19 protein-coding genes are annotated in these 24779 nt (G+C 74.5%); 11 read left to right on the forward strand and 8 right to left on the reverse strand.

Going from position 1 to position 24779, the window contains the following annotated elements; all coding sequences use genetic code 11:
• Positions 1-162 precede the first annotated feature (162 nt).
• From IO20_RS0104360 to IO20_RS0104375, 4 genes are all read left to right on the forward strand, one after another.
• The gene (locus tag IO20_RS0104360; protein WP_030545929.1) at positions 163-1755 is read left to right on the forward strand and encodes an alkaline phosphatase D family protein; all 1593 of its coding nucleotides are present in this window, start codon (positions 163-165) and stop codon (positions 1753-1755) included.
• A 68-nt stretch (positions 1756-1823) separates the two neighbouring features.
• Positions 1824-3200 carry an SWIM zinc finger domain-containing protein gene (locus tag IO20_RS0104365; protein WP_030545928.1) on the forward strand — a complete coding sequence of 459 codons (1377 nt, stop codon included), beginning with the start codon at positions 1824-1826 and terminating at the stop codon, positions 3198-3200.
• A gap of 110 nt (positions 3201-3310) precedes the next feature.
• Entirely contained in the window at positions 3311-6058 is a 2748-nt protein-coding gene (locus tag IO20_RS0104370; RefSeq protein ID WP_078945815.1) for a DUF7824 domain-containing protein, read from the forward strand.
• A gap of 88 nt (positions 6059-6146) precedes the next feature.
• On the forward strand, positions 6147-7610 hold the full coding sequence (locus tag IO20_RS0104375; RefSeq protein ID WP_030545924.1) for a GNAT family N-acetyltransferase: 1464 nt from the start codon (positions 6147-6149) through the stop codon (positions 7608-7610).
• Here the strand turns inward: IO20_RS0104375 and IO20_RS0104380 are convergent.
• A complete protein-coding gene (locus IO20_RS0104380) occupies positions 7510-8748 on the reverse strand; it encodes a trans-sulfuration enzyme family protein (protein WP_030545922.1) in 1239 nt (412 codons plus the stop codon). The two genes, IO20_RS0104375 and IO20_RS0104380, sit on opposite strands and share 101 nt — an antisense overlap.
• A gap of 59 nt (positions 8749-8807) precedes the next feature.
• On the opposite strand from IO20_RS0104380, the gene IO20_RS0104385 reads away from it, so the two are divergent.
• From IO20_RS0104385 to IO20_RS0104395, 3 genes are all read left to right on the forward strand, one after another.
• Positions 8808-9305 carry an Lrp/AsnC family transcriptional regulator gene (locus tag IO20_RS0104385; protein ID WP_030209403.1) on the forward strand — a complete coding sequence of 166 codons (498 nt, stop codon included), beginning with the start codon at positions 8808-8810 and terminating at the stop codon, positions 9303-9305.
• Positions 9306-9354: 49 nt separating this feature from the next.
• On the forward strand, positions 9355-11058 hold the full coding sequence (locus tag IO20_RS0104390) for a DUF885 domain-containing protein (protein ID WP_030545920.1): 1704 nt from the start codon (positions 9355-9357) through the stop codon (positions 11056-11058).
• An 80-nt stretch (positions 11059-11138) separates the two neighbouring features.
• Positions 11139-11588 (forward strand): Lrp/AsnC family transcriptional regulator, encoded by a 450-nt coding sequence (locus IO20_RS0104395; protein WP_037634568.1) that lies wholly within the window; start codon positions 11139-11141, stop codon positions 11586-11588.
• 58 nt (positions 11589-11646) lie between these two features.
• Here the strand turns inward: IO20_RS0104395 and IO20_RS0104400 are convergent, their stop codons facing one another.
• From IO20_RS0104400 to IO20_RS0104415, 4 genes are all read right to left on the reverse strand, one after another.
• A complete protein-coding gene (locus tag IO20_RS0104400; protein ID WP_030545916.1) occupies positions 11647-14691 on the reverse strand; it encodes an AAA family ATPase in 3045 nt (1014 codons plus the stop codon).
• Positions 14688-15857: an exonuclease SbcCD subunit D gene (locus tag IO20_RS0104405; protein WP_030545915.1), complete on the reverse strand. Its 1170-nt coding sequence runs from the start codon at positions 15855-15857 to the stop codon at positions 14688-14690. Before IO20_RS0104405 ends, IO20_RS0104400 begins: the two co-directional genes overlap by 4 nt.
• Before the next feature lie 181 nt (positions 15858-16038).
• On the reverse strand, positions 16039-16665 hold the full coding sequence (locus tag IO20_RS0104410) for a YigZ family protein (protein ID WP_030545913.1): 627 nt from the start codon (positions 16663-16665) through the stop codon (positions 16039-16041).
• Positions 16666-16674: 9 nt separating this feature from the next.
• A complete protein-coding gene (locus IO20_RS0104415) occupies positions 16675-18027 on the reverse strand; it encodes a PucR family transcriptional regulator (protein WP_030545911.1) in 1353 nt (450 codons plus the stop codon).
• Positions 18028-18239: 212 nt separating this feature from the next.
• On the opposite strand from IO20_RS0104415, the gene IO20_RS0104420 reads away from it, so the two are divergent.
• The 3 genes from IO20_RS0104420 to IO20_RS0104435 all read left to right on the forward strand — a co-directional run bounded on the left by IO20_RS0104420 (position 18240) and on the right by IO20_RS0104435 (position 21781).
• The gene (locus IO20_RS0104420) at positions 18240-19718 is read left to right on the forward strand and encodes a long-chain-fatty-acid--CoA ligase (RefSeq protein ID WP_030545909.1); all 1479 of its coding nucleotides are present in this window, start codon (positions 18240-18242) and stop codon (positions 19716-19718) included.
• A gap of 28 nt (positions 19719-19746) precedes the next feature.
• A complete protein-coding gene (locus IO20_RS0104425; protein WP_030545907.1) occupies positions 19747-21228 on the forward strand; it encodes a carboxylesterase/lipase family protein in 1482 nt (493 codons plus the stop codon).
• Positions 21229-21340: 112 nt separating this feature from the next.
• Positions 21341-21781 (forward strand): CoA-binding protein, encoded by a 441-nt coding sequence (locus tag IO20_RS0104435; RefSeq protein WP_051874242.1) that lies wholly within the window; start codon positions 21341-21343, stop codon positions 21779-21781.
• 49 nt (positions 21782-21830) lie between these two features.
• Here IO20_RS0104435 and IO20_RS0104440 read toward each other — a convergent pair whose 3' ends face one another.
• Positions 21831-22394, reverse strand: a complete 564-nt coding sequence (locus IO20_RS0104440; protein ID WP_030545903.1) for a YbaK/EbsC family protein — start codon at positions 22392-22394, stop codon at positions 21831-21833.
• A gap of 43 nt (positions 22395-22437) precedes the next feature.
• A complete protein-coding gene (locus tag IO20_RS0104445) occupies positions 22438-23010 on the reverse strand; it encodes a helix-turn-helix domain-containing protein (RefSeq protein WP_030545901.1) in 573 nt (190 codons plus the stop codon).
• A gap of 104 nt (positions 23011-23114) precedes the next feature.
• Between IO20_RS0104445 and IO20_RS0104450 the strand changes: the two genes are divergently transcribed.
• Complete coding sequence (locus IO20_RS0104450; RefSeq protein WP_030545899.1) at positions 23115-23978, forward strand: DMT family transporter; 864 nt, start codon at positions 23115-23117, stop codon at positions 23976-23978.
• A gap of 15 nt (positions 23979-23993) precedes the next feature.
• Here IO20_RS0104450 and IO20_RS0104455 read toward each other — a convergent pair whose 3' ends face one another.
• Positions 23994-24761 (reverse strand): acyltransferase, encoded by a 768-nt coding sequence (locus tag IO20_RS0104455; protein WP_030545897.1) that lies wholly within the window; start codon positions 24759-24761, stop codon positions 23994-23996.
• Between the last annotated feature and the right edge of the window lie 18 nt (positions 24762-24779).

Here is a 24779-nt window from a genome sequence, read left to right on the forward strand (position 1 = left end):
GCGACGGGCGAGGCTTCGCGGGCGACGGGCGAGCCGGGTCGGGCGACGGGCGCGCCGGGGCCCGATGATCTGTTCACGCGGGGTTCGTGTGGGCGCCGTCCCCGGCCGTTAGGCATGGGGCGACGCACCGCCCCCGCCCGGACCCGCCTCGGAGGCCCTTCCATGTCCCAGCCCGTACCCGGCAGTTCCCCCTCCCCCGCCCGTCGCAGCGTGCTGCGCGGGTCGCTGGCCGCCTCGGCGGCGCTGACCCTCGGCGGTACCGGTCTCGCCGCCGCCCCCGCGTTCGCGCTGTCGGGCCGGCCCGGTGCCGGGTGGGGCGTCCAGACGGGCGACGTCACGGCCTCCTCCGGTCTGGTGTGGGTCCGCTCGGACCGGCCTGCGCGGATGCTCGTCGAGACGTCGGCGAGCGAGTCGTTCCGCCGGGTCCGCCGCCACCAGGGGCCGCTGATCGGCGCGGGCACGGACTTCACCGGCACCACGGCGCTGCGCGGTCTGCCGGCGGGCGAGCAGATCCACTACCGGGTCACCCTCGCCGACCCGGACGATCCGCGCCGGACGGGCGAGCCGGTCACCGGGACCTTCCGTACGGCCCCGGAGCGGCGCCGTGACGGGGTCCGCTTCCTGTGGTCGGGGGACATCGCCGGGCAGGGCTGGGGCATCAACCCTGACATCGGCGGCTTCCGCGCCTACGAGGAGATGCGCCGTCTCGACCCCGACTTCTTCCTGTGCAGCGGCGACTCGATCTACGCCGACGGGGTGATCCAGCCCAGCGTGACGCTGCCCGACGGCCGGATCTGGCGGAACGTCACCACCCCTGAGAAGTCCAAGGTCGCGGAGACGCTCGACGAGTACCGCGGCAACTTCCGCTACAACCTGCTCGACCACAACGTCCGGGCCTTCAACGCGCAGGTGCCGTCGGTGGTGCAGTGGGACGACCACGAAGTGCGCAACAACTGGTACCCGGGCCAGATCCTGGACGACGCCCGCTACACGGAGAAGGACGTGGACGTCCTCGCCGCGCGGGCCCTGCGGGCCTTCGGCGAGTACACGCCGGTCTCCACGCTCCACGCGCGCGGTGGGCGCGGGAGCCGGATGCACCGGGTGGTGCGGTACGGGCCGCTGCTCGACGTGTTCGTGCTCGACATGCGCTCGTACCGGAACGCCAACTCCCCCGGCAGGCAGGCCGACGACACCACCGGCATCCTCGGCGCCGAGCAGCTCGCCTGGCTCAAGCGGGAGCTGGCCGCCTCCACGGCGGTGTGGAAGGTGCTCGCGGCGGACATGCCCCTCGGCCTGGTCGTCCCGGACGGCTCGGCGAACTTCGAGGCGATCGCGCAGGGCGACCCGGGCGCGCCGCTCGGCCGTGAGCTCCAGATCGCCGAGCTGCTGCGGTTCGTCAAGCACCGGCGGATCACCGGCACGGTGTGGCTGACGGCGGACGTGCACTACACCTCGGCGCAGCACTACACGCCGGAGCGGGCGGCGTTCACGGACTTCGCGCCGTTCTGGGAGTTCGTGTCGGGGCCGCTGGCCGCCGGCGGTTTCCCGGCGAACGCCCTCGACGCCACCTTCGGTCCCGAGCGGGTGTTCGTACGGGCTCCGGAGCGGGCGAACCTGTCGCCGATGGAGAGCCCCCAGTACTTCGGCGAGGTCGACATCGACGGCCACAGCGGGGACCTGACGGTGCGGCTGCGCGCCGAGGGCGGGACGGTGCTGTTCAGCAAGGTCCTGCGGCCGGGGCGGGTGGGGCAGTAACACCTGGTCAGGCCGGGGACGGAGGCCTGGCGCGGTGATTGTCAGTGGCGGGACCTACCGTCGTACCCATGACGCGATCCGTGCAGGCAATCGCCTACGTCCGCCCGTCCGCGCTGGAGTCCACGGGCTCCGGCCGGCGGCTCGGTCTGGAGACGGCGGGGGGCCTCACGCCCCGGGGGGCCGAGGCCCATCCCCGTTTCTTCTCCGGCTTCCTGGCCTCCCCGCAGGTCGCCGCCCGAGGGCTGCTCGCGGTCGCCGACGTGGCCGCGGCCCGTTACCACCAGCGGACGAGGAACGGGTCGCTGGATCCGGTGGTGACGGGGAACGGGGACAGGCTGCGGTTCGAGTCGTTCTCGGGCTGCGGCGGGGTGTACGCGCGCCTGGACGTGCTCGACGAGGGGCTCGGGGGCACGCAGACGGGGCACGGCACCACCAACGTCGACGTCAACGACCCGCTGCGGGAGGCGCTGTCCCGGATGACCGGGGACGATCCGCTGCATCTGCGGGTGGGCCCGGAGGAGATGGCCGTGACCACGCTCGCGGGGGCGGTCGTCGAGAAGAAGGTCCCGCTGCCGGACCGATGGCTGCGCGGCTTCGCCGAGGCGCAGGTCGCCTCGGCCCGGTTCGATCTGCGGGCCGAGGTGAGCGGGGCGGAGGCCGTCCGCTTCCTCCGGTCCCTGCCGCGCGGGCAGGCCCGCGGGCGCGGGCCCTTGTGGATCTCCCCGTCCGGCCGGTCGCTGCGTCCGGCGACCCGGCCGGGCGCCGGATCGGTGTGCCTGCCGGGTCCTGACCGGCTGGTCGCCCTGGAGCGGGTGCTGCGGCACGCGACGGGCCTGCGGGTGTACGGGCCGGTGCCGGACGGGGGTGTGGCCACGGCGAGTGCCTGGGAGCTGACCCTGCCGGGCATGCGGCTCACGCTGACGCTGTCGCCCGATCCCGCGCGGGGCTTCTCCGGTGAGGGCGGGGTCCTGGAAGCGCTCGCGACGGAGGAGGCCGCGCAGGACGCGGAGCTGGTCGCGGTCCTGCTGGCCTGGGAGCCCCGGATCGACCTGGCCGACCTCGCGGCGCAGGCCGGTCTGACGGTCGACCGGGTCCGGGCGGCACTGACCCGGCTCGGCACGGCGGGCCGGGTGGGGTACGACGTGGCGGACGCGGGTTACTTCCACCGGGAGCTGCCGTACGACACGGACCGGGCCGAACGGCACAATCCGCGCCTGGTGAGCGCCCGCCGGCTGGTCGCGGAGGGGGCGGTGACGGTCGAAGGGGATCTGGCGACGGTGGCCTCGGGCGAACGGCGCTACCGGGTACGGGGGTCGGACGGGGTGCTCGGCTGCACCTGTCAGTGGTGGGCGGACCACCAGGGGCGCCGGGGCCCGTGCAAGCACGCGCTCGCGGTGCGGATGGTCCGGCGCGGCGCCGGGGTCACCGTCGGGGCCGGGCGATGACGACACCCCGGCCGGAGCGACCGGACGAGGCGGGCACCATGGGGGCCGGCGTGGAGAACGGAACGGGTGAGGGTGTGGGGACCGGGATGGGTGAGGGTGTGGGGAGCGGAATGGGCGACGGTGGGACGGGTGCCGCCGAGGCGGGCGTGACGGGGGCCGGCGTCGGGGACGCCTCCGAGGTCGAATCCGGGGACGAACCCAGGGGCGAATCCGGGGACGAATCCGGGGTCGACAAGCTGCTCGCGGCGGTACGCGCGGGCGTGACCGCCGACGTGCCGGCGCTGCTGGAACCGCTGGACGCCGCCGAGCGCAAGGCGGCCCTCGCGCGGCTGAAGGTGCTGCGTGCCGAGGTGCGCGCCGGGCAGTGGGCGTCGCCCCCGTACCTGGCGAACCGCATCCGCAGCGCGCTGTACGTGGCGGGCGCCGGGTGTCTGACGGGTGCCGCCGAGACCGCGAGCTGGCTCGGCGCGCGCGATCTGCTGATGTGGGACACGGACGGCCCGATGGCTCTCGCCGCGCTCGGCGAGCGCGATCCGGAGTGGGCGGCGGACCTGGCGGGGCGGCTGGCCAAGCGGCAGGCCGTGGCGGAGAACAGCTACCCGCTGCTGCACGGTCTCGTGGTCCGCTCCGGGTACAAGGTCGCCCCGACGGACGGCTACGTCAACGGCTGGGTCTGGCACATCACCGACGACCGGCTCCTGGAGCGGCTCCGTGAGGATCCCCAGACGCCCACCCTGGTGGCCCACGCGCTCGCGATGGCCGAGACCCCCGAGCGGTTCGCCCGGACGACGCTGCGTCCCGGGTCCCCGAGGCACTGGCCCACGGCGCTGCGGACGCTCGTCGCGGAGGGGCTCCTGGACCGGGCCCAGGTCCTGGACCTGTGTGTCTCCCGGCTGCTGCGCGGCGGCCCCATCCGGAACCTGCGTTTCCCGCTGGAGATGGTGCGGTTGCTCGAACCGGACACGGAGGAGCTGGCGGAGCGGATCCCCGACTGGGTCGGAATCGCGGCCGACGCGCCGTCGCTCGTCGCCGGATACGCCCAGGACGTCCTGACGGAGCTGGCGTCGGCGGGGACGCTGCCGGTCGGAGCGCTCGCCGAGATGACGGCCGGGGTCCTCTTCCGGACCGAGAAGAAGCTCGTACGGGCCCAGTTGGCGCTGGTCGGCAAGGTGCTGGCGCGGGAGCCCGGCGCGGCGGGCGAGCTGCTGCCGGCCGTGACGGAGGCCTTCGGGAACGAGGACACCAGCGTCCAGGAGCGGGCTCTCAAGCTGGTGGGCCGTCACCTGGCGGCGGTCGGGCCGGGGGTGCGGGATGAGCTGGCCGAGGCCGCCGGACTGCTGAGCCCGATGCACCGGCAGGCCGCCGAGGCGCTGTTCGGCAGCGCGCTGGAGGAGCCGGCCGGGGCGCCGTACGAGGAGATCCTGCCGCCGGTGCCCGAGCGGCTGCTCGTCGCGCCTCCGGCGTCGACGGTCGAGGCGCTGGTGGCGGAGCTGGTGACGAAGGGGCTCTCGGAGGAGCCCGTGGCGTTCGAGCGTGCGCTCGACGGCCTCGTGCGGCTCGCGCACCGGGACCGGGCGGCCGTCGTGGAGGCGGTACGGGAGGCGTTCCCCCGGACGGGATGGCGGGAGACCCACTACTTCACCCACCACACCCAGGGGATCGAGGTGGTGCTCGCGGGGCTGCTCGGTCTGCTCGACCGGGCGCGGGTCGACCTCGGCCGGACGACGGAGACCGGCTCGGACTCCTGTTTGCACCAGGCGCTTTCGGGGATCCTCGACGCCCGGCTGTGGGAGGCGGCCGCCCTGGTCGGCACGGGCGCGCTTCCGTTCCTCCTCGCCGCCCCGACCTGGCACACCGGCGCGATCGACCCGCTGGTGCTGGTGGCGCGGCTGCGGGAGTACCGGGACGCGGGAGCGGAGCCCGCTCCGGCCGATCTCGCCCAGGCCCTGCTCCGGGTGCTGCGTGACGACCCGTCGGTGGGGCGGGCCGCCGAGGAGGCGGCGGCGCTCGGCACGCCGCCCGGCCGCCGGCTCGCCGCGTGGCTGCGGGAGGCGGACGCCGTGGCGGCGTCCGTGCGGTTCCTCGTGCGGGGCGAGGACCGGTCCACGGTGCGGTGGTGGCTGTTCGACCGGATCGTGGTCGACGTCGCCGACCGTCCGGCGGTGCGGGAGGAGTTCCCTCCCGCCTTCCACTGGTTGGGCGGCACTCTGGAGGCGACGCCACGCCGCTGCTACCACTGGGTGGACGGCCGCGCGCAGTGGGCCGCCGTCCTGCCGACCGACCGTGAGGTCCTCGCGGCCTGTCTCCTGCCGACCCTGGCGTACTGCGTCGAGGGGGACTCACGCGGGGCGACCGAGCCTCTGACGGCGCTGGCCGAGGCCCAGGGGCCGGTGGGCCGGGCGGTCCTGCTGACCCTGGCGTTCGGGCTCGGCTGCGCGGACGCCGACGACCGGCTGCGCGCGGTGGACGCCCTGCTCGTCCTGGCGTCGCGGGGCGAGTTGGACGCCCGGCAGGTCGGCAGCGAGCTGGCCTGGCTGGTCGCGGAGGGCTCGGTCAAGCCGAACCGGCTGGCGGACGCGGCCCGGACGGCGGCGCTCACCGGGGCGTACGGGACGGTGTGGGCGGTCCTGTCGGCGATGCTGCCGGACCTGCTCTCCGCCGCCAAGCCGGTGCGGGGGCTCGGCGAGGTGCTGGCGGTCGCGGCCGACTGTGTGGAGCGGTGCGGGGCGGGCGGCGACGTCGTCGGGCTCGCGCCACTGGCCGCGAAGCGGGGGTCCACGCAGCTGGTCGTGCAGGCCGGACGCCTGCTGAACGCACTGCGTCAGGGGACCGATCGGAGCATGACAGAAACGGTCTGAATCGCTCTTTAAGCCGCTAGATGGGCGCTTAACCCGTCAGTCACAAAGCGTTCGTGATCACGCAACACCACTGGGTCACAGTGAGGTCATGACCGATGTGACGTCTTCGAAGAGCACCCGCCGTCCGCACCACTGGCGGCACGACCTGATCGAGCTCGCCGCCCTGTTCACCGCCGTGGTGGTGGCCGACACGATCGCCAAGACCATCGCCAAGGGACCCGAGGGCCCCTCGCTGCTGGTGTTCTCGGCGATCGCGCTGGTCGCCACCGCCGCCTTCCACACCTGGTGGGCACGGAGGCACAGTCATGCGAGCCATGCCCCGCCCTCAGGCCATCCCGGCGGGCACCCCGCCCCGGCGGCCCTGGCCGGGGCCGCCGCCACGGGCGAGCGGCAGGAGCACGAGGAGGAGAACGGGGTCCCCGTCGAGACCACCCTGTGGCGGATGCGGACCACGGTCGCGGACACGCCGGGCAGCCTCGCCGCCCTGTGCACGGTCCTGGCCCGCCTGGGCGTGGACATCCTCACGCTCCAGACGCATCCGCTCGCCGACGGCACGGTCGACGAGTTCCTGCTGCGCGCGCCCGCCGACCTCTCCGCCCAGGCGCTCGCCCGTGAGACCTCGGCCGCCGGCGGCCGTGACACCTGGACCGAGCGGGCCGACGCCCACGACCTGGTGGACACGCCCACCCGGGTCCTCGGCCTCGCCACCCGTACCGCGCTCGACGCGGCCGAACTGCCGCTCGCGCTGCGCCAGCTCCTCGGCCGCTGCACGCTCCACACCGTGCCCGCCGTCTCGCTCACGGGCCGTCCGACCGGCGAACACGCCCCGGTCGAAGGCGTCCTGGAAGAGACCGTGATGCGGCTCCGTGACCCCGACGGCGGCACGCTCATCGTGGAGCGGCCCTACCTCCCCTTCACCCCGACCGAGTTCGCCAGGGCCCGCGCCCTCGTGGAGCTCGACGCGCGTCTCGGCCCGCGCGTCCCGCGCAGCCAGGACGTCCTGACCCTGCCCGAGGGCAACGAGATCACCGTCCGCCGCGCCGACCAGCGCGATCTGACCGCCGCGCGCGCCATGCACGACCGCTGCTCGGCCCGCACGCTGGGCCTGCGCTACCACGGCCCGGTCGGCGACGCCGACCGCTACCTCGACCATCTGCTCAGCCCCCGCTTCGGGCGCACCCTCGCCGTGCAGACGACGTCCGGTCGTCTGGTCGCCCTCGGGCATCTGCTCTGGGACGGCGACGAGACGGAGGTCGCGCTGATGGTGGAGGACGACTGGCAGCGGCGCGGCATCGGCTCCGAGCTCCTCGGCAGGCTGGTGGCGATGGCCGAGGAGGCCGGCTGCGCGAGCGTGTACGCCGTGACCCAGTCGTCCAACACCGGGATGGTGGCCGCGATGCGGGCGCTGAACCTGCCCCTCGACTACCAGATCGAGGAGGGCACCCTGGTGATCACCGCCCGCTTGGCCTCGACGCCGCGACCGGCCGGCCGACCGCAGCAGGGACACCCGCAGGAGCAGCGGCACGAGGAGGTGCGGCGGGCGGAGCGCTGAGCGCCTGGGTCAGATCCCGCCACAGGTCCTCGACGTCCTCGAGGCCGACCGACATCCGAAGGAGCCGGTCGCTGACGCCCGACGAGCGCCGGTCTCCCTCGGCCACGATGCGGTGGCTGATGGAGGCCGGGTGCTGGATGAGGGTGTCGACGCTGCCGAGGCTGACGGCCGGCGTGATCAGCCGGACGCCGGCGATGACGTCGTGCGGTTCGCCGTAGACCTCGAAGGCGATCATTGCGCCGCCGATCCGCGGATAGTGGACTCGCGCGATCCGGGGGTCGGTGGCCAGTCGGCGTACCAGCTCGGCCGCGGTCGTGGAGGCCGCCCGCACCCGTACCGGCAGGGTGGACAGACCCCGCAGCAGCAGGTAGCCGGCGAGCGGGTGCAGCACCCCGCCGGTGGCGAAGCGCACCTGGCGGAGCGTACGGGCGAACTCCTCGTCGCACGCGACGACACCGCCCATGACGTCCCCGTGCCCGCCCAGGTACTTGGTGGCGCTGTGCAGCACGATGCGGGCGCCCTGGGCCACGGGCCGCTGGAGCACCGGGGTGGCGAAGGTGTTGTCGACCAGGAGCGGCACGGAGCCGCAGGAGTGCGCCAGGGCGCGGATGTCCGCCTCTGCGAGGGTCGGGTTGGCGGGTGACTCCACCATGACCAGGCCGGTGTCGGGACGGATCGCGTCCGCGACACCCGCGGGATCGGTCCAGGTCACCTCGGTGCCGAGCAGTCCCGCGTCGAGCAGGTGGTCGCTGCACCCGTACAGCGGGCGGACCGCGACCACATGGCGCAGGCCCTGGCTCGCCCGGGCGAGGAGGACGGCGGTGAGGGCCGCCATGCCGCTGGCGAAGGCGACGGCCGCCTCGGCGCCCTCCAGACGGGCGAGGGCCTCCTCGAAGCGCGCGACGGTGGGGTTGTCGAGCCGGGCGTAGACGGGCGGCCCGTCGAGCCGGGCGCCGGTGGTGGCGAACTCGTCGATCCGGGCGGCCTCGGCACGCGCGTCGTACGAGGGGTAGGTGGTGGACAGGTCGAGCGGCGGGGCGTGCAGCCCGAGCGAGGCGAGGTCTTCGCGGCCGGCGTGCACGGCTTCGGTGGCAAGGGCCCTCGGGGTGACCGAGGAGCCGTAGTCCATGGCGTCCATGGCGGCACTGTGAACGGATACCGGGAAGTAGGGGGAATCGGCCGTGCTACGTTCGGCTGATGGCCGATTCTGTCGTACTGGACGCGGTCGATCTGCACATTCTTCGCCTCCTGCAGAACGACGCCCGGACCACCTACCGTGAGCTTGCCGCCGAGGTCGGAGTGGCGCCGTCCACCTGCCTCGACCGGGTGGCGCGACTGCGCCGCACCGGTGTGATCCTCGGACACCAGCTACGACTAGATCCGGCCAAACTCGGCCGTGGTCTCGAAGCGCTCCTTCTCGTCCAGGTCCGTCCGCACCGGCGTGAACTGATCGGTCCGTTCGTCGACCGGATCCGCGCCCTGCCGGAGTCCCGCGCACTGTTCCATCTGACGGGACCGGACGACTACCTGGTGCACGTGGCCGTGGCGGACCCCTCCGACCTGCAGCGACTCGTCCTCGACGAGTTCACCTCGCGCCGCGAGGTGGCCCGCGTCGAGACCCGGCTGATCTTCCAGGAGTGGGAGTGCGGCCCTCTCCTGCCGCCCTCGGCGGGCCCTTCCTTGTCAGCCGACTGAGGCCTGACGAGGGTGACGCGGCCCCTCCGGAGACGCCAGGATGACCCGCATGCCAGAGATTTCCAGCAGCCCGCTGCCCCGCCAGGTCGCCGACGACCACGTCGACGCACTCATCGCCCTCGACCCGATCACCGGTACGTATCTGGGAGTCAAGGAGAGTGCCGGACTGCTGCCGGACTTCTCGCCGGCCGGCCAGCGGGCCGTGGCCGACCTGGCCCGCCGTACGCTCGCCCGGCTCGACGTGGCGGAGCGCGCCCCGGGCGCGGACAGCGAGGCGGAGCGGCGGTGCGCCCGGCTGTTGCGGGAGCGCCTGACGGCGGAACTCGCCGTGCACGAGGCGGAGGAGGGCCTGTGCGCGGTCAGCAACATGCGGTCGCCCGCGCACAGCGTCCGCATCGTCTTCACCGTGATGCCGACGGAGACCGAGGAGGACTGGACGGCGGTCGCCGCGCGGCTGCGGGCGGTCCCGGCGGCCCTGGAGGGCTACCGCGCGTCGCTCACCCTCGGCCTGGAGCGCAAGCTGTTCGCCGGGCCGCGCCCCACCGCCACGTTCGTCGACCAGCTCACCGAGTGGGCGGGCGCGGAGAGCGGAGGGCCGGGCTGGTTCGAGGAGTTCGCCGCCGCCGGGCCCGCCACGCTGCCCGAGAAGCTGCGCGTCGAACTGGCGGAGGCGGGCCGGGACGCCACCGAAGCCGTCACGGCGCTGCGGGACTGGATGCGGGACGTGTACGCCCCGGCCGTCGCCGACGCCCCGAACACGGTCGGCCGTGAGCGCTACCAGCGCTGGACCCGCTTCTTCAACGGCACCGATCTGGACCTCGACCAGGCGTACGCGTACGGCTGGACCGAGTACCACCGGCTGCTCGGCGAGATGCGGACCGAGGCCGAGCGGATCCTGCCGGGCGCCGACCCCTGGGAGGCGCTCGCCCACCTCGACGAGCACGGCACGCACATCGAGGGCGTCGAGGAGGTCAGGGTCTGGCTCCAGGAGCTGATGGACGAGGCCATCGAGGCCCTCGACGGCACCCACTTCGAACTCGCCGGCCGGGTACGTCGGGTGGAATCCCGGATCGCCCCGCCGGGCGGCGCCGCGGCCCCGTACTACACCGGCCCGTCCGAGGACTTCGCGCGCCCCGGCCGGACCTGGCTGCCGGTGGACGGCACGACCCGTTTCCCGGTGTACGACCTGGTGTCGACCTGGTACCACGAGGGTGTTCCGGGGCATCACCTCCAGATGGCCCAGTGGGTGCACGTCGCCGACCGGCTCTCCCGCTACCAGGCGACCATCGGCAAGATCAGCGCCAACATGGAGGGCTGGGCGCTCTACGCGGAGCGCCTGATGGACGAACTCGGCTTCCTGCCCGACGCCGAGCGGCGCCTCGGCTACCTGGACGGCCAGATGATGCGCGCCTGCCGGGTGATCGTGGACATCGGCATGCACCTGGGCCTGGAGATCCCGGCGGAATCGCCGTTCCACCCGGGCGAGCGGTGGACTCCGGAGCTCGCCCAGGAGTTCTTCCAGCGGCACAGCAGCCGTCCGCCGTCCTTCGTGGAGAGCGAGATGACCCGCTACCTGTCGATGCCGGGCCAGGCGATCGGCTACAAGCTGGGCGAGCGTGCCTGGCTGCTCGGCCGCACCAAGGCGCGGGCGGCGCACGGCGACGCCTTCGACGCGAAGGCCTGGCACATGGCGGCCCTCTCGCAGGGCCCGCTGGGCCTCGACGACCTCGTGGAGGAACTCGCCCGCCTCTGAGACGGGACCCAGGGCACCCTCGGCGGGATTCCCGGGTCGATCACTTGATCGACCGGGGAATCCCCTGCTATTCCTCGTCCATGACCACCGACTACACCCCGGACGCCACCGACTGGCGCATCATCGAGGCCCTCCAGTCCGAGGGCCGTGCCAGCTTCGCCGAGCTCGCCCGTACGGTGTCGATGTCGCCGTCCGCGGTGACCGAGCGGGTGCGGCGCCTGGAGGAGGCCGGGGTGATCACCGGGTACACGGCGATCGTCGACCAGGACCGGCTGGGCCTGCCCATCCTCGCCTTCGTACGGCTGCGCTACCCGCACGGCAACTACAAGCCGTTCCACGACCTGATCGACACGACGCCGGAGGTCCTGGAGGCGCACCACGTCACCGGTGACGACTGCTTCGTCCTGAAGGTCGCCGCCCGTTCCATGCGGCACCTGGAGGAGATCACCGGGAAGATCTCCACGCTCGGCGCGGTGACCACCAGCGTCGTCTACTCCTCGCCGCTGCCCCGGCGTTCGCTCGGCCGCTGAGGTCAGCCGCCGGGAGTCAGCCGCAGGTGATCAGCCGGTGGGAGTGAGCCGGTGGGTGTCAGCCGCTGAGCGCGTCGGCGCCGGTACGCAGCCGCACCGCCGAGCCGTGCCGCGCCTTGACGACCTCCAGCTGGGCCGGGATGCGCCGGCGCAGGTCGCCGACGTGGCTGACGATGCCGACGCTGCGGTCGCGCTCGCGCAGCGAGTCCAGGACGTCGAGGACCTCGTCGAGCGTCTGCTCGTCGAGGCTGCCGAAGCCCTCGTCGATGAACAGGGTGTCGAGCCGTACACCGCCCGCCTCGTCCGTGACGACGTCGGCGAGGCCGAGGGCGAGCGCGAGCGAGACGAAGAAGGTCTCGCCGCCGGAGAGGGTGGCGGTGTCGCGCTCGCTGCCGGTCCAGGCGTCGACGACGTGCAGACCGAGCCCGGCCCGCTTGCCGCCGGCGCGCGCGTCGGAGTGGACGAGGGTGTAGCGGCCGGAGGACATCCGCTGGAGGCGGGCGGTCGCGGCGGCGGCGACCTGTTCGAGGCGGGCCGCGAGGACGTACGACTCCAGGCGCATTCGGCGCTCGTTCTCGGCGGAGGTGCCGGCGGTGAGGGCGGCGAGGCGGGCCACCCGGTCGTACTCCTCTCGGAGCGGACCCAGGCGGCGCACCTCGGTCGCGGCCTGCCGGGACAGCGCGGCGAGGTCGGTCACGCGTTCCCTGGCGGCGGCCAGGACGGAGGCGGCCTCGCGGAGGGCGCGTTCGGCCGCCGTGTGGGCGGCCGCGGCGGCGGTGGGGTCGGCGGGCGGGAGCGCGGCGGCGGCCGCGGTTCCGGGCTCGGCGAGCCGGTCGGCCACGGCGGCGGACTCGGCCTGCCAGGCGTCCACGCGGTGCTGGTGGTCCCGGCGTTCGCTCTCGCGGAGGAGCGCGGCGGCGGCCTCGGCCGGGGTGGCGAAACCGGCGCGGTAGGCGGCGTCGGCGAGCCGGTCGTCGGCCTCCTTGAGGCGCTGGGCGGCGAGTTCGGCGGAGCGTACGGCGCCGTGGGCGTCGACCAGGAGGGCGATCCGCCGTTCCAGGCGGGTGGCGTGCTCGGCCACGCTGGCGAACGCGCCGCGGCCCCGGGCGACCTCCTCGTCGAGCGCGGCCTGTTCCCGGTCGAGGGCCTCGCGCCGGGAGGTGCGCGCGGCGACCCGCCGCTCGGCCTCGCGCTGGGCGCCGACGCGCTCCTCGTGCTCCCGCTCGGCCCGCGCGAGGGCCTCCCGCGCGCTGTGGTTCTGCCCGGCGAGGGCATGGGCCTCGGCGTGAAGGCGGGTCAACTCCGCCACTTCGTGGGTGAGTGCCGGCACGGAGGGCTCGTCCGTGGGGCCCTCCGCGGCCGTGCCCGCGCGGACCTCCGCGCGAGCCGTGGACCAGGACTCGCGGGTGACGGCCAGTTCGCGTTCGGCGGCCGTACGGGTCTCCTCCGCGCGGGTGTAGGCCGCGTAGGCCGCTTCCTCGGTGGCGCGGTCGACGTGGTCGGCGGTGGTACGGGCGGGGGCCGGGTGGTCGGTCGAGCCGCAGACCTGGCACGGGTCGCCCGCGCTCAGGGTGACCGCCAGTTCGGCGGCGATGCCCTCCAGGCGGCGGGACTTGACGTCGAGCCAGCTCTCGTGGGCGGTGTTCCGGCGCTCGCGGGCGTCCGCGAGGCGCGCCTCGGCGGCCTCGGTGTCCTGGGCGAGGGCGTCACGGCGGCGGGCCGCCGCGAGTCGACGGCGGGCGGGCTCCAGGCGGCCCGCGAGGTGTTCGGCGCGGGCGGCGGCGTCCCTGGCGGCTTCGACGCGCTCGGTGAGCGCGGCCCGGCGCGGTTCCCAGTCGGCGAGCCAGTCGGCCGCGTCGCGCAGGACGTCGTCGTCGGCGCGCGCCTCGCGCGCGAGGACGGCACGCTCCTCGGTGAGCACGACGGCGCGATGCTCGGCGCGACGGGCCGCCTCAAGGCCGCCGAGCTCCTCACGGAACCGGTGCTCGCGGGCGGAGAGCTGTTCGGCCCCGGCGTCGGCGAGGTCGGGCGGCAGCAGGGCGCGGGCGCGTTCCCGGGCGGTGCGCGCGGCGGCGTGCTCGCGCTCGGCGTCCTGGCGCAGCCCGAGCGCGGGCGCCACCCGGTCCGCCTTGAGGCTGCGGTCGAGGGCGGTCTGCAGCCGGTCGCGCTCGGGGGCGCGGGCGTCGAGCCGCTCGCGGCGCAGGAGCGCGTCGGCGTGCCGGGCCTGGCGGGCTGCGAGGTCGTTCTCTGCGTCGAGGGCGGCGCGGGCGGCGCCCTGTCGGGCCTCGGCGGCGTCGAGCCGTACGCGCGCGATGTCGAGGACCTCTCGCGCCTCCGTACGGGCGATGGCGGCCCAGGTCAGGACCTCCTCGGCGAGCCCGGGATCGCCGGGCCTGCCCTCGACGGAGGTACGGGCGACGCCGAGGCCTCCGGCGGCCTGGCCCATCCGGTGGGCGAGGGCGAGGAGCCGCTCGTCCCCCTCCTCGACCTGCTGCTGTGCGGTGCGCCGGAGTTCGGCGAGGCGGTCCTCGACGGCGGCGAAGCGGCGGGTGTCGAAGAGGCGGCCGAGGAGCCTGCCCCGGGCCTCGGCGTCGGCCCGCAGGAAGCGGGCGAAGTCGCCCTGCGGGAGGAGGACGACCTGGCAGAACTGCTCACGGCTCATGCCGACGAGCTGGGTGATCTCCTCGCCCGTCTCCTGGTGGGAGCGGCTGAGGCCGGCCCAGGTGCCGGTGGCGGAGTCGTACTCGCGCAGCCAGGTCTGGGCCTTCTCGGTGGTGAAGCCGCCGCCGCGCTTCTTGGGGCGCTGCTGGGCGGGGCGCCGGGTGATCTCCAGGCGCCGCTCCCCCACGGTCAGGTCGAGGACGACCTCGGTGGTGGTGCCGACGGGGGCGTGGTCGCTGCGCAGGGAGGCGCCGGGGGTCTGGCGGGCGCCGGGCACGCTCCCGTACAGGGCGAAGCAGACGGCGTCGAGGACGGAGGTCTTGCCGGCGCCGGTCGGTCCGTGGAGGAGGAAGAGTCCGGCGGAGGACAGGGCGTCGAAGTCGACGGTCTGCGTGCCGCCGAAGGGGCCGAAGGCGGTGATCTCCAGGCGGTGCAGCCTCACCGGCCCACCTCCCGCTCGGCCGTGTCGACGCGTACGTCGTCGAAGGCGCCGTACAGGACCGTCCGCTCGGGCCCGTCGAGGGTGGCTCCGCCGCGTACGTGGGCCACGAAGTCCTCCGCGATCTGCTGGTCGGTGCGGTTGCGGAGCCGCTGGGCGTAGGAGGCGCCCGGGTCGGTGCCGGTCCGCTCGGGGTCGAAGACCAGGTTCAGGGCGTGCGGGAAGCGTGCGGTGAGCCGGGCCATCGGTTCGGCGGGGCGCACCGGGTCGGTGAGCGTGGCCTCGACCCAGGACTGTTCGTGGGGGGTGAGCGCCGCGTCGTCGAGGAGGTCGTCGAGCCGTCCCCTGATCCGGACGAGGGGCCGCGGGACGGGGCAGTCGAGCCGTTCGGCGGTGTCGACGGCTCCGTCGGGGCCCAGGTCGATCAGCCACATGGTCTTGCGGTGGTCGGCCTCGGAGAAGGAGTACGCGAGGGGTGATCCGGAGTAGCGGACGCGCGGGGTGAGGGTCTGGCTGCCGTGCAGGTGACCGAGGGCGACGTAGTCGACGCCGTCGAAGATCCCGGTGGGGACGGCGGCGACACCTCCGACGGTGATGTCCCGCTCGCTGTCGCTGGGCGCGCCGCCGGCGACGAAGGCGTGGGCGAGGACGACGGACCGGGTGCCGGCGGGCCGGCGGGCGAGGTCGGCGCGCACCCGGTCCATGGCGGCAGTGAGCACGGCCTCGTGGCCGGCCTTCGCGGCGCCGAGCTGGTCCCGGACGAGGGCGGGTTCCAGGTAGGGGAGGCCGTAGAGGGCGACCTCTCCGTGGGCGTCGGTGAGGACGACGGGGGTGCCGATGCCCGCGGGGTCGGTACGGAGGTGGATGCCGGCCCGCTCGATGAGTCCGGCGCCGACGCCGAGGCGGCGGGCCGAGTCGTGGTTGCCGGAGATCATGACGGTGGGCACGCCGGCGTCGGCGAGGCGGTGCAGCGCGGTGTCGAAGAGTTCGACGGCGGGCAGCGGGGGGACGGCCCGGTCGTAGACGTCGCCTGCGACGAGGACGGCGTCCACGCGGTGCTCGTGGACGGTGGCCACCAGGTGTTCGAGGAAGGCGGCCTGGGCGTCGAGGAGGCCGACGCGGTGGAAGGACCGGCCGAGATGCCAGTCCGAGGTGTGCAGGAGCCTCACGATGCCGTCCCACCCCGCATGTGCGCCGCTCCTCGCCGCCGGTTCCCGTCGTGTGCGGCCTCCACGCTATCCCGCCGGGGGGCGTGGTCGGGGCCGTACGGGTATGCGGTCCGGGCGCGGGGGGTTCAGGCCTCGGGCGCCGGGCGGTCGGGCGCCGGGGCGGGGTGTCGGGTGTCACGCCTCACGCGTCGCCGTACGCCTCGCCGCCCAGTTCGAACGCGGCCGTGCCCGCCGTGGCGTCGGCCAGCCAGGCGCGGAAGGCGGGGACGTCCGAGTCCGGGAGGCCGATCTCGATCGTGACGGCGTCGGTGTACCGCACGTCACGGACGGCGCGGCCGGTCGCCCGCAGGTCGTTCTCCAGCTTGCCCGCCCGCTGGTGGTCGACGGTCAGGGTGGCGAGCCGGAAGCGCTGCCTGGTCACCGTGCCGAGCGCGTCGAGCGCCTCGCCGACCACACCGCCGTACGCGCGGATGAGGCCGCCCGCGCCGAGCTTCACACCGCCGTAGTAGCGGGTGACGACGGCGGCGACGTACCGCATCTCGCGGCGCAGCAGCATCTGCAGCATCGGGGCGCCCGCCGTGCCCCCGGGTTCGCCGTCGTCGCTCGCCCGCTGGACGGAGGCGTCGGCGCCGAGGACGTACGCGAAGCAGTTGTGGGTGGCGGTCGGGTGTTCCCGGCGGACGCGCGCGACGAACTCCTGCGCCTCCCGCTCGTCGGCGACGGGCGCGAGCGTGCAGAGGAAGCGCGAGCGGTTGATCTCCGTCTCGTGCACACCCTCGCGGGCCGGCGTTCGGTACTGCTCCTGCATCCGGCCAGCCTACGTTCCCGCCGCCTCGCGCTCCCCGGCGGCCGGTTCCGCCGCGTGCGTGAGCCCGGCGTACGGGAGGGCGCGCAGGGCCAGGGCCCAGCCGAGGCGGGCCTCGCCCGACTCGCTGGAGCGGCCGGTGAGCTCGGCGATGCGGCCGATGCGGTTGAGGACGGTGTTGCGGTGGCAGTAGAGCTGTTCGGCTGCCCGGGAGGCCGAGCAGCCGTGATCCAGCCAGACCCGGAGGGTGGTGAGGAGCGCGGCGCGTTCGCCGCCGGTCGCGAGCACGGGCCCGAGGTGGACGGTGACGATCCGCTCGGCGATGTCGGTGCGCCCGCTGAGCAGCACCTGCGCGAGCCGGTCGTCGAAGACGGCGACCTCGCCGCTGCCCGCGCGGAGGGTACGCAGGGTCTGCTCGGCGAGCCGCAGGGCGCGCCCCGCCTGGGAGAGCCGTTCGAACTCCGGGGAGATCCCGGCGGTGGCCCCGGTCCGCTCGCGCAGGGCGGCGAGGAGCGCGCGCGTGGCGGGGTCGTCTCCCCGGCCGGGGGCGGCGGGCGCGTCGCGGCGGGGCAGCCGGACGATGCCGGCGTACCGGCCCGAGCGGGGCCGCCAGAACGACCACATGCCCTGGGCCTCCAGGACGGGCGAGGGGTGCGGCGGCGCGGCCGGGTCCTGGGCGGCGACCACGACGACGTACCGGTCGACCGCGGGGACGCCGAGCGCGGCGGCGGCTGCCGAGGCGACGGCGGGGTCGTCGGCGCGGCCGTCGAGCAGCGCCTCGAAGAGGGCGACGCGCCGGGTGTCCTGGCGGCTCTGGAGTTCCAGCTGGGCGATCCGGTACGCGTCGGCCATCGCGACCGAGTAGCGGTCGATGGTCTCCCAGACGCCGCTCGCCATGTCCAGTTCGACGTCCCGGCTGTCCGACTCCCGCCCCGCCCGTACCCGGAGGTGCTCGGCCATGACCTGCCAGAGCACCCGGCCGCCGCGCCGGTAGGCCTGCAGCACGGTGTCGAGCGGCACGCCCTGATCGGCACGGCGGCGGCCGGTCTCGCGGGCGGCCCACTCGAAGTCGCCGCCGGTCGCTTCGAGGCCGCCGAAGTCCTCCAGGGCGCGCAGCAGGTTGTCGCGGCAGATCTCCCAGAGGTCGTCGCGGGTGACGGGAGCGCCGGAGGCGTACGTACCGGAGTGGGCGCGGATGTCGTCGACGGCGCGGTCGGTGAGCCGGTCGATGTCGGCGAGCATCGTCGTGGCGAGGGAGCGGCGGAGCGCGCCGGCGCCTGCGCCGCCCAGGGGGGTGCGGGTCCTCCCGCTCGCGCCGGAGCGCGCCCCGGCGGGCCCACCGGGCACCGCCGGGTGGTGCGTCATGGCCGGGCTCCCGGGTTGTGCGTCATGGCTGGCACCGTAGCGCCGGATTTTGGCGAATGCCACGGGACGGACGGGCGGGCGGGGCCGCTGCCCACCTCGGCGGGCCACATGGTGGGCGTCTGCACATGGCATCCGGGCGGCGCCTCGACGGATTCTGTGCCGTGTCACCGATCGTCAACAGAGCTGTTGACTCCGCGTCCCTGGAGCGTGTCATGTCACTGAGCGTCGCCGGCGTGCTGGGCGAGTCCGCCCGCCACTTCCCCGACCGGATCGCGGTCGTCGAGGGCGGCACCCGGCTCACCTACGGGGAGCTGTGGGCGGAGGCGCTGCGCTGCGCCGCGGGGCTGCGCGAGGCGGGGGTGAAGCCGGGCGACCGGCTGGCCGTCCTGCTGCCGAACACGATCGAGTTCCTGCGCGTGTACTACGGGGCGCTCGCGGCAGGTGCGACCGTCGTCCCCGTTCACGCCCTGCTCGTCGCCGACGAGGTGCGGTACGTCCTGGAGCACAGCGGCGCGGTGGGCATCGTGAGCGGCGGACCGCTGTGGGCGGTCGCCGACGAGGCGGCCCGGGCGGCCGGCGTGCGGGCGTTCCAGGGGGCGCCCCCGGCGCGGGAGCCGCTGGCCGCGGCCGAGCCGGCCGAGCCCTCCGACACTGCGGTGATCCTCTACACGAGCGGGACGACGGGCCGTCCTAAGGGCGCCCTGCTCACCCATCTCAACATCGTCATGAACGCCTCCGTGACCGCGCAGGACCTGCTCGGGCTCGGCACGGGCGACGTGGTCCTCGGCTGTCTGCCGCTCTTCCACAGCTACGGCCAGACCTGCGCGATGAACGGGACGCTCCGCAAGGGGGCGACGCTGGTCCTGATGCCCCGGTTCAGCGGCCCCGCGGCCCTTCAGGTGCTCGCCGACGAGGGCGTCACCGTCTTCATGGGGGTGCCGACGATGTACCACGCCCTGGTGGAGGCGGCGGCCGGCTCCGAGGTGCGTCCCGCGGCCCTGCGCGCCGCCGTGTCGGGCGGGGCGGCGCTGCCGGTCGCGGTCCTGGAGCGCTTCGAGGAGACGTTCGACACCCAGGTCCTGGAGGGGTACGGCCTGACGGAGACCTCGCCGGTCGCCACCTTCAACCAGCCGCACCTGGGCCGCAGGCCGGGGACGGTCGGGCATCCGGTCTGGGGTGTCGAGGTGGGCGTCGCCGACGCGGCCGTCGACCGGCGGGTCGTGCTGCTCGCGGACGGCGAGGTCGGCGAGGTCGTGGTGCGCGGGCACAACGTCTTCGCCGGGTACCTCGACGACCCGGAGGCGACGGCGGCGGCGGTCGTGGACGGCTGGTTCCGTACCGGTGACCTGGGCGTACGGGACGAGGACGGCTTCCTGCGGATCGTCGACCGGAAGAAGGACCTGGTCATCCGGGGCGGCTTCAACATCTACCCGCGCGAGGTGGAGGAGGTGCTGGTGCGCCACCCCTCGGTCTCGGAGGTCGCCGTGATCGGCGTCCCCGACGAGGCGAAGGGCGAGGAGGTGTGCGCGGTGGTGGTACGCCGGGAGGGCGCGGCCCCCCTCTCCGCGGAGGAGCTCGTGGACTGGTCACGGGAGCGCCTCGGCCGCCACAAGTACCCGCGGCTCGTGCGCTTCGTCGAGGAGCTGCCGCTGGGCCCGACGGGCAAGGTCCTGAAGCGGGCTCTGGTCTGAAGCGACGACGGCGGGAGGGACGGAAACGATGGCTGAGCAGGTTCCCGAGGTCGGCACCCGGTCCGGGGCGCTGCGGGGTGTCCTGAAGGACGGCGTGGCCGCCTTCCTCGGAGTGCCCTACGCGGGGGCGCCGGTGGGCCCGCTGAGGTTCCGGGCGCCGGAACCGGCCGTACCGTGGCACGGGGTGCGGGAGGCCGGGGCCTTCGGCCCGACGGCGCCGAAGCGCCCGTACGCCCCGCCGCTCGACGCGCTCCTTCCGGACCCGGACATCGCGGGTGACGACTGCCTGAACCTGAACGTGTGGGCGCCGTGGGCGGGTTCGGCGCCGCTCGCGCCGGACCCTGCGGAGGGTGGGCTCCCGGTCATGGTCTGGATCCACGGCGGGTCGCTGATCCACGGCTCCTCGGCGGTCCCGGTCTACGACGGCACCGCCTTCGCCCGGGACGGGGTGGTCCTCGTCTCGGTCAACTACCGGCTCGGCGTGGAGGGCTTCGGGGTCTTCCCCGACGCTCCCGCGAACCTCGGCCTCCGCGACCAGATCGCCGCGCTGACCTGGGTGCGGGAGAACATCACGGCCTTCGGCGGGGACCCGGACCGGGTGACGGTGTTCGGCGAGTCGGCGGGCGCGATCTCGATCGCCGCGCTGCTCGCCTCGCCGCTCGCGCGGGGCCTGTTCCGGCGGGCGGTGGTGCAGAGCGGCGCCCCGATCGCCCGGCCGCTCGCCGAGGCCCGGACGACCACGGAGGCGGTGGCCGCGCGGCTGAAGGTGCCGGCCACGGCGGAGGCGTTCGCGCGCGTGGACCGGGAGCGGCTGCTCGCGGCGCAGACGGAGGTGACCGGCAAGGGGTCGCCCCTGAGCGGCGGGCACGCGTTCCAGATCGTCGTGGACGGTGAGGTGCTGCCGCGCGATCCGGCGGAGGCGCTCGCGGACGGGGCGTCGGCCGGGGTGGACCTCCTGATGGGCACCACCACGGAGGAGTACCGGCTGTGGTTCGTGCCGGGCGGGGTCGTCGACCGGGTGGGCCCGCTGCTCCAGCGGATCCTGCTGTGGAAGACGAAGGTGCCGTCCCGGGCGGCCCGGGTGTACCGGGCGGGCCGCCCGTCGGAGAAGCCGGGCGAGGTCCTGGGCGCGCTCGCCACGGACAAGCTGCTGCGGATCCCGCTGAACAGGCTCGCGGACAGCCGTCTGGCCTCCGGCGCGCCGGGCGGAACGTATCTGTACGAGTTCGGCTGGCGCTCGCCGGTCCTCGGCCTCGGCGCCTGTCACGCGCTGGAACTCGGCTTCGTCTTCGACACGCTCGACCTGCCGGAGACCCGTGCCCTGACGGGCCCGGACGCGCCCCGCGACCTGGCGGCGGCGATGCACGCGGCCTGGGTGGCCTTCGCGAGGACGGGCGAGCCGGGCTGGCGCCGGTGGGACCCGGCCCGCCCGGTGATGACCTTCGGCCCGGACGCCCCCACCGTGGTGGAGGCCCCGCGGGAGGCCGAACGGCGGGCGTGGGACGGCTGACCTTCCGGGGCGGCCTCGCGCACGGCCTCCCGCACGGGAATCAGGCCATGGGGCGGCTGGTTGACGCGGAGGACAAGGAGCGGGACCGCGCCGAGGAGAGGCAGCAGACGAGATGAGCGTCGACACCACGACCACCGAAGCGACCGGGTACTCCGCGTCCGAGACGGTACGGCGGATCCTGACGTCCACGGGCGACACCTGGGCGGTGGTCGGGCTCTCCTCGAACCGGTCACGGGCCGCGTACGCGGTGGCTGCCGTCCTCCAGCGCCACGGCAAGCGGATCGTCCCGGTCCACCCGAAGGCGGAGACGGTCCACGGCGAGCGGGGTTACGCCTCCCTTGCCGACATCCCCTTCCCCGTCGACGTCGTCGACGTGTTCGTCAACAGCGAGCAGGCGGGCGGGATCGCCGACGAGGCCGTCGCCATCGGCGCCAAAGCGGTCTGGTTCCAGCTGGACGTGATCGACGAGGCGGCCTTCGCCCGTACCCGTGAGGCCGGCCTGGACATGGTCATGGACCGCTGCCCCGCGATCGAGTTCCCGCGGCTGGGCTGACGCCTGCACACCGCGTGCGGCGTACCGCTCACGCCGTACCGCACCGCGCTCAGCCGAGCGGTACGCCCAGTCCTTCCAGCACGACCGCGCCCGGGAGCTGGGCGAAGGCCTTGCCCGGCAGGATCAGCTTGCCGCGGCGACGGCCGCTGCCGACCAGGACCCACTCGGTGTCCACCACGGCGGCGTCCACGAGGAGCGGCCAGGCGGCGGGCAGACCGACGGGGGTGATGCCGCCGTACTCCATGCCGGTCTCGCCGGTCGCGGTGTCCATCGGCGCGAACGAGGCCTTGCGGGCGCCGAGGTGCTTGCGTACGACGCCGTTGACGTCGACCCGGGTCGCCGACTTCACCACGCACGCGGCCAGGGTCGTCGTCTCGCCGCGCCTGCCCGCGACGACCACGCAGTTGGCGGACTCGTCCAGCAGCGCGGGCCCGTAGTGCTCCACGAAGACGGCGGTGTCGGCGATGGCCGGGTCGGTGTCCACGTACAGCAGCCGGTCGGCCGGGACGGGCCCGGTCCAGGCGCGGACGGCGGCGGCGACGGGGCCGGTCAGCAGGTCGAGGCAGTCGGGGGCGGGCGTGGCGTCGTCGAAGTCTCCGATGGGTGCGCGCATGGCCGCACGGTAACAACCGCCGTACGGCGCCCGGCGGCTCGTCTCAGCGTACGGGCGGGATGGAGACCGCCATGGTCATCTCGACCGGCTCGGCTCCGTCGTTGCGGTACGCGTGCGCCTTGTGGGCCTCGAAGACGGCGGAGCTGCCGGCGGGCAGCGGGTGCTCCTCGCCGTCCACGACGAGGGTGAGCTCGCCCGAGGTGACGTGGAGCAGCTCGACCGTGCCCTCCGGGTGCGGGTCCGAGGCGCTGCCGTCGCCCGGCATGAGGGTCCACGCCCAGAGCTCCAGGGGACCGCGGGCCTCGGTGCCGACGAGGAGTGTGGTGTGGCTGCCGGTGGAGGTGGACCACATGCGGACGGCCTGCTCCGGCGGGACGAGACGGACCTGGGGGCCCTGCTCGTAGTCGAGGAGGGTCGTGATGGAGACGCCGAGGGCGTCGGCCAGCTTCACGGTCGTGCCGACGCTGGGGTTCGTCCTGGCCTGCTCGATCTGGATGATCATGCCGCGGCTGACTCCGGCCCGTGCGGCGAGCGCGTCCAGGGTGAAGCCCCGTTCCTTGCGCCAGCGCTTCAGGTTCCGGGCGAGCGACTGCGTGAGCTGATCGAGGTCCGACACATTCCGTCCAATATTTTGCATGACAGAGTTCAAGGTACTGAACTACGGTGAGGTGCACCCGAATGTTCACTGCACTGTACTGCCGTCCCTGACTGCGAGGCCTCATGACCGTGCTGTTCGCCCTGGCCACCAGCGTCCTGTGGGGCTTCGCCGACTTCGGCGGCGGGCTCCTCACGCGCCGGATACCGGCCCTCACGGTCGTCGTGGTCTCGCAGATCCTCGCGGTCCTCGTCCTGGGCGCCGTCGTCCTCGCGACCAGCGCGTGGACCGAGGCGGGACCCGAGCTCTGGTACGCGGTCGGGGCGGGCGTCGTCGGCCCGGCCGCCATGCTCGCCTTCTACAAGGCGCTCGCCCTCGGCCCCATGGGCGTCGTCTCCCCGCTCGGCTCGCTCGGTGTCATCGTCCCGGTGTCGGTCGGCCTCCTCGTGGGCGACCGGCCGGGGCTGCTCCAGTTCGCCGGGATCGCGGTGGCGATCGTCGGCGTGCTCCTCGCCGGCGGACCGGAGCTGCGCGGGGCACCCGTGCAGCGGCAGGCGGTGCTCCTGACCGTCGTCGCGGCCTTCGGCTTCGGCTCGGTGATGGCGCTCATCGCCGAGGCCTCCACCACGATCACCGGCCTGTTCCTCGCCCTCTTCGTCCAGCGCGTCACCAACGTCCTGGTGGGCGGCGGAGCCCTGTACGCCTCGGTGCGGCGCGGCGGCCGCGCCCTCCCCGAGGGCGGCCCCCAGGTCATCCGCGCGGCGCTCCCGGCCCTGGCCTTCGTCGGCCTCGCCGACGTCGCGGCCAACGGCACGTACGCGATCGCCGCCCAACAGGGCCCGGTCACCGTCGCCGCCGTACTGGCCAGCCTCTACCCGGTGGTGACGGCCCTCGCGGCCCGCGGCTTCCTCAAGGAACGCCTCCGCGCGATCCAGGCCGCGGGCGCGGGCCTCGCCCTGGTGGGCACGGTCCTGCTCGCCACCGGCTGAAGTCCGTCGCGGCGATCAGGAAGGCACGGCCTCGGAGCTGCCGGCGCGGCCGGCCTCCCAGGCCGCGAGGGCCGCGAGCTGCGCGGCGGTGACGTGCTCCGGGATCGGGACGGGGGCCGGGGTCCGCAGCGGCGGCTGCCAGCCCTTCTCCGGGTCCCAGCCGCGGACGACCTTCGCGGGGGCGCCCGCCACGACCGAGTGGTCCGGCACCTCGCCGCGTACCACCGCGCCCGCCGCGACCACCACGTTCCGGCCGAGCCTCGCACCGGGAAGGATCACGGCGCCGGTGCCCAGCCAGCAGCCGGGGCCGATGGTGACCGGCTCCGAGCGGGGCCACTGGCGGCCCACCGGCTCGTCCGGGTCGTCGTAGCTGTGATTGGTCGAGGTGATGTAGACGTACGGGCCGCAGTACGTGTCCGAGCCGATGGTCACCCTGGCGTCGGCGATCACGTGGCTGCCCCGGCCGAGGACGACCCCGTCACCGAGCGTCAGAACGGTGTCCGGTCCCAGGTCGAGGCCCGGCAGCATCCCCGCCGTCAGCGTGACCTGCTCGGCGACGATGCAGCACTCGCCGATCTCGATCCACGGCTCGCCGAAGACCGTGCCCTGCGGGAAGGCCAGCCGGGTGCCCGCGCCGAGACGGCGGAAGCGCAGCCTGCCGGGGTGCTCGGCGGTGACGGATCCGGTCTCCTGCACCCAGCGCCAGCCGCCCTGCACGGCACGGGCGAGGACCCGGCGCCGCCAGGCGGCGAGGGATGAGAACGTGTTTCTGTTCCTGGGCACCCGGACACCGTAGTCGGC

It is taken from the genome of Streptomyces exfoliatus, assembly GCF_000725545.1.
Taxonomy (GTDB): Bacteria; Actinomycetota; Actinomycetes; order Streptomycetales; family Streptomycetaceae; genus Streptomyces; species Streptomyces exfoliatus.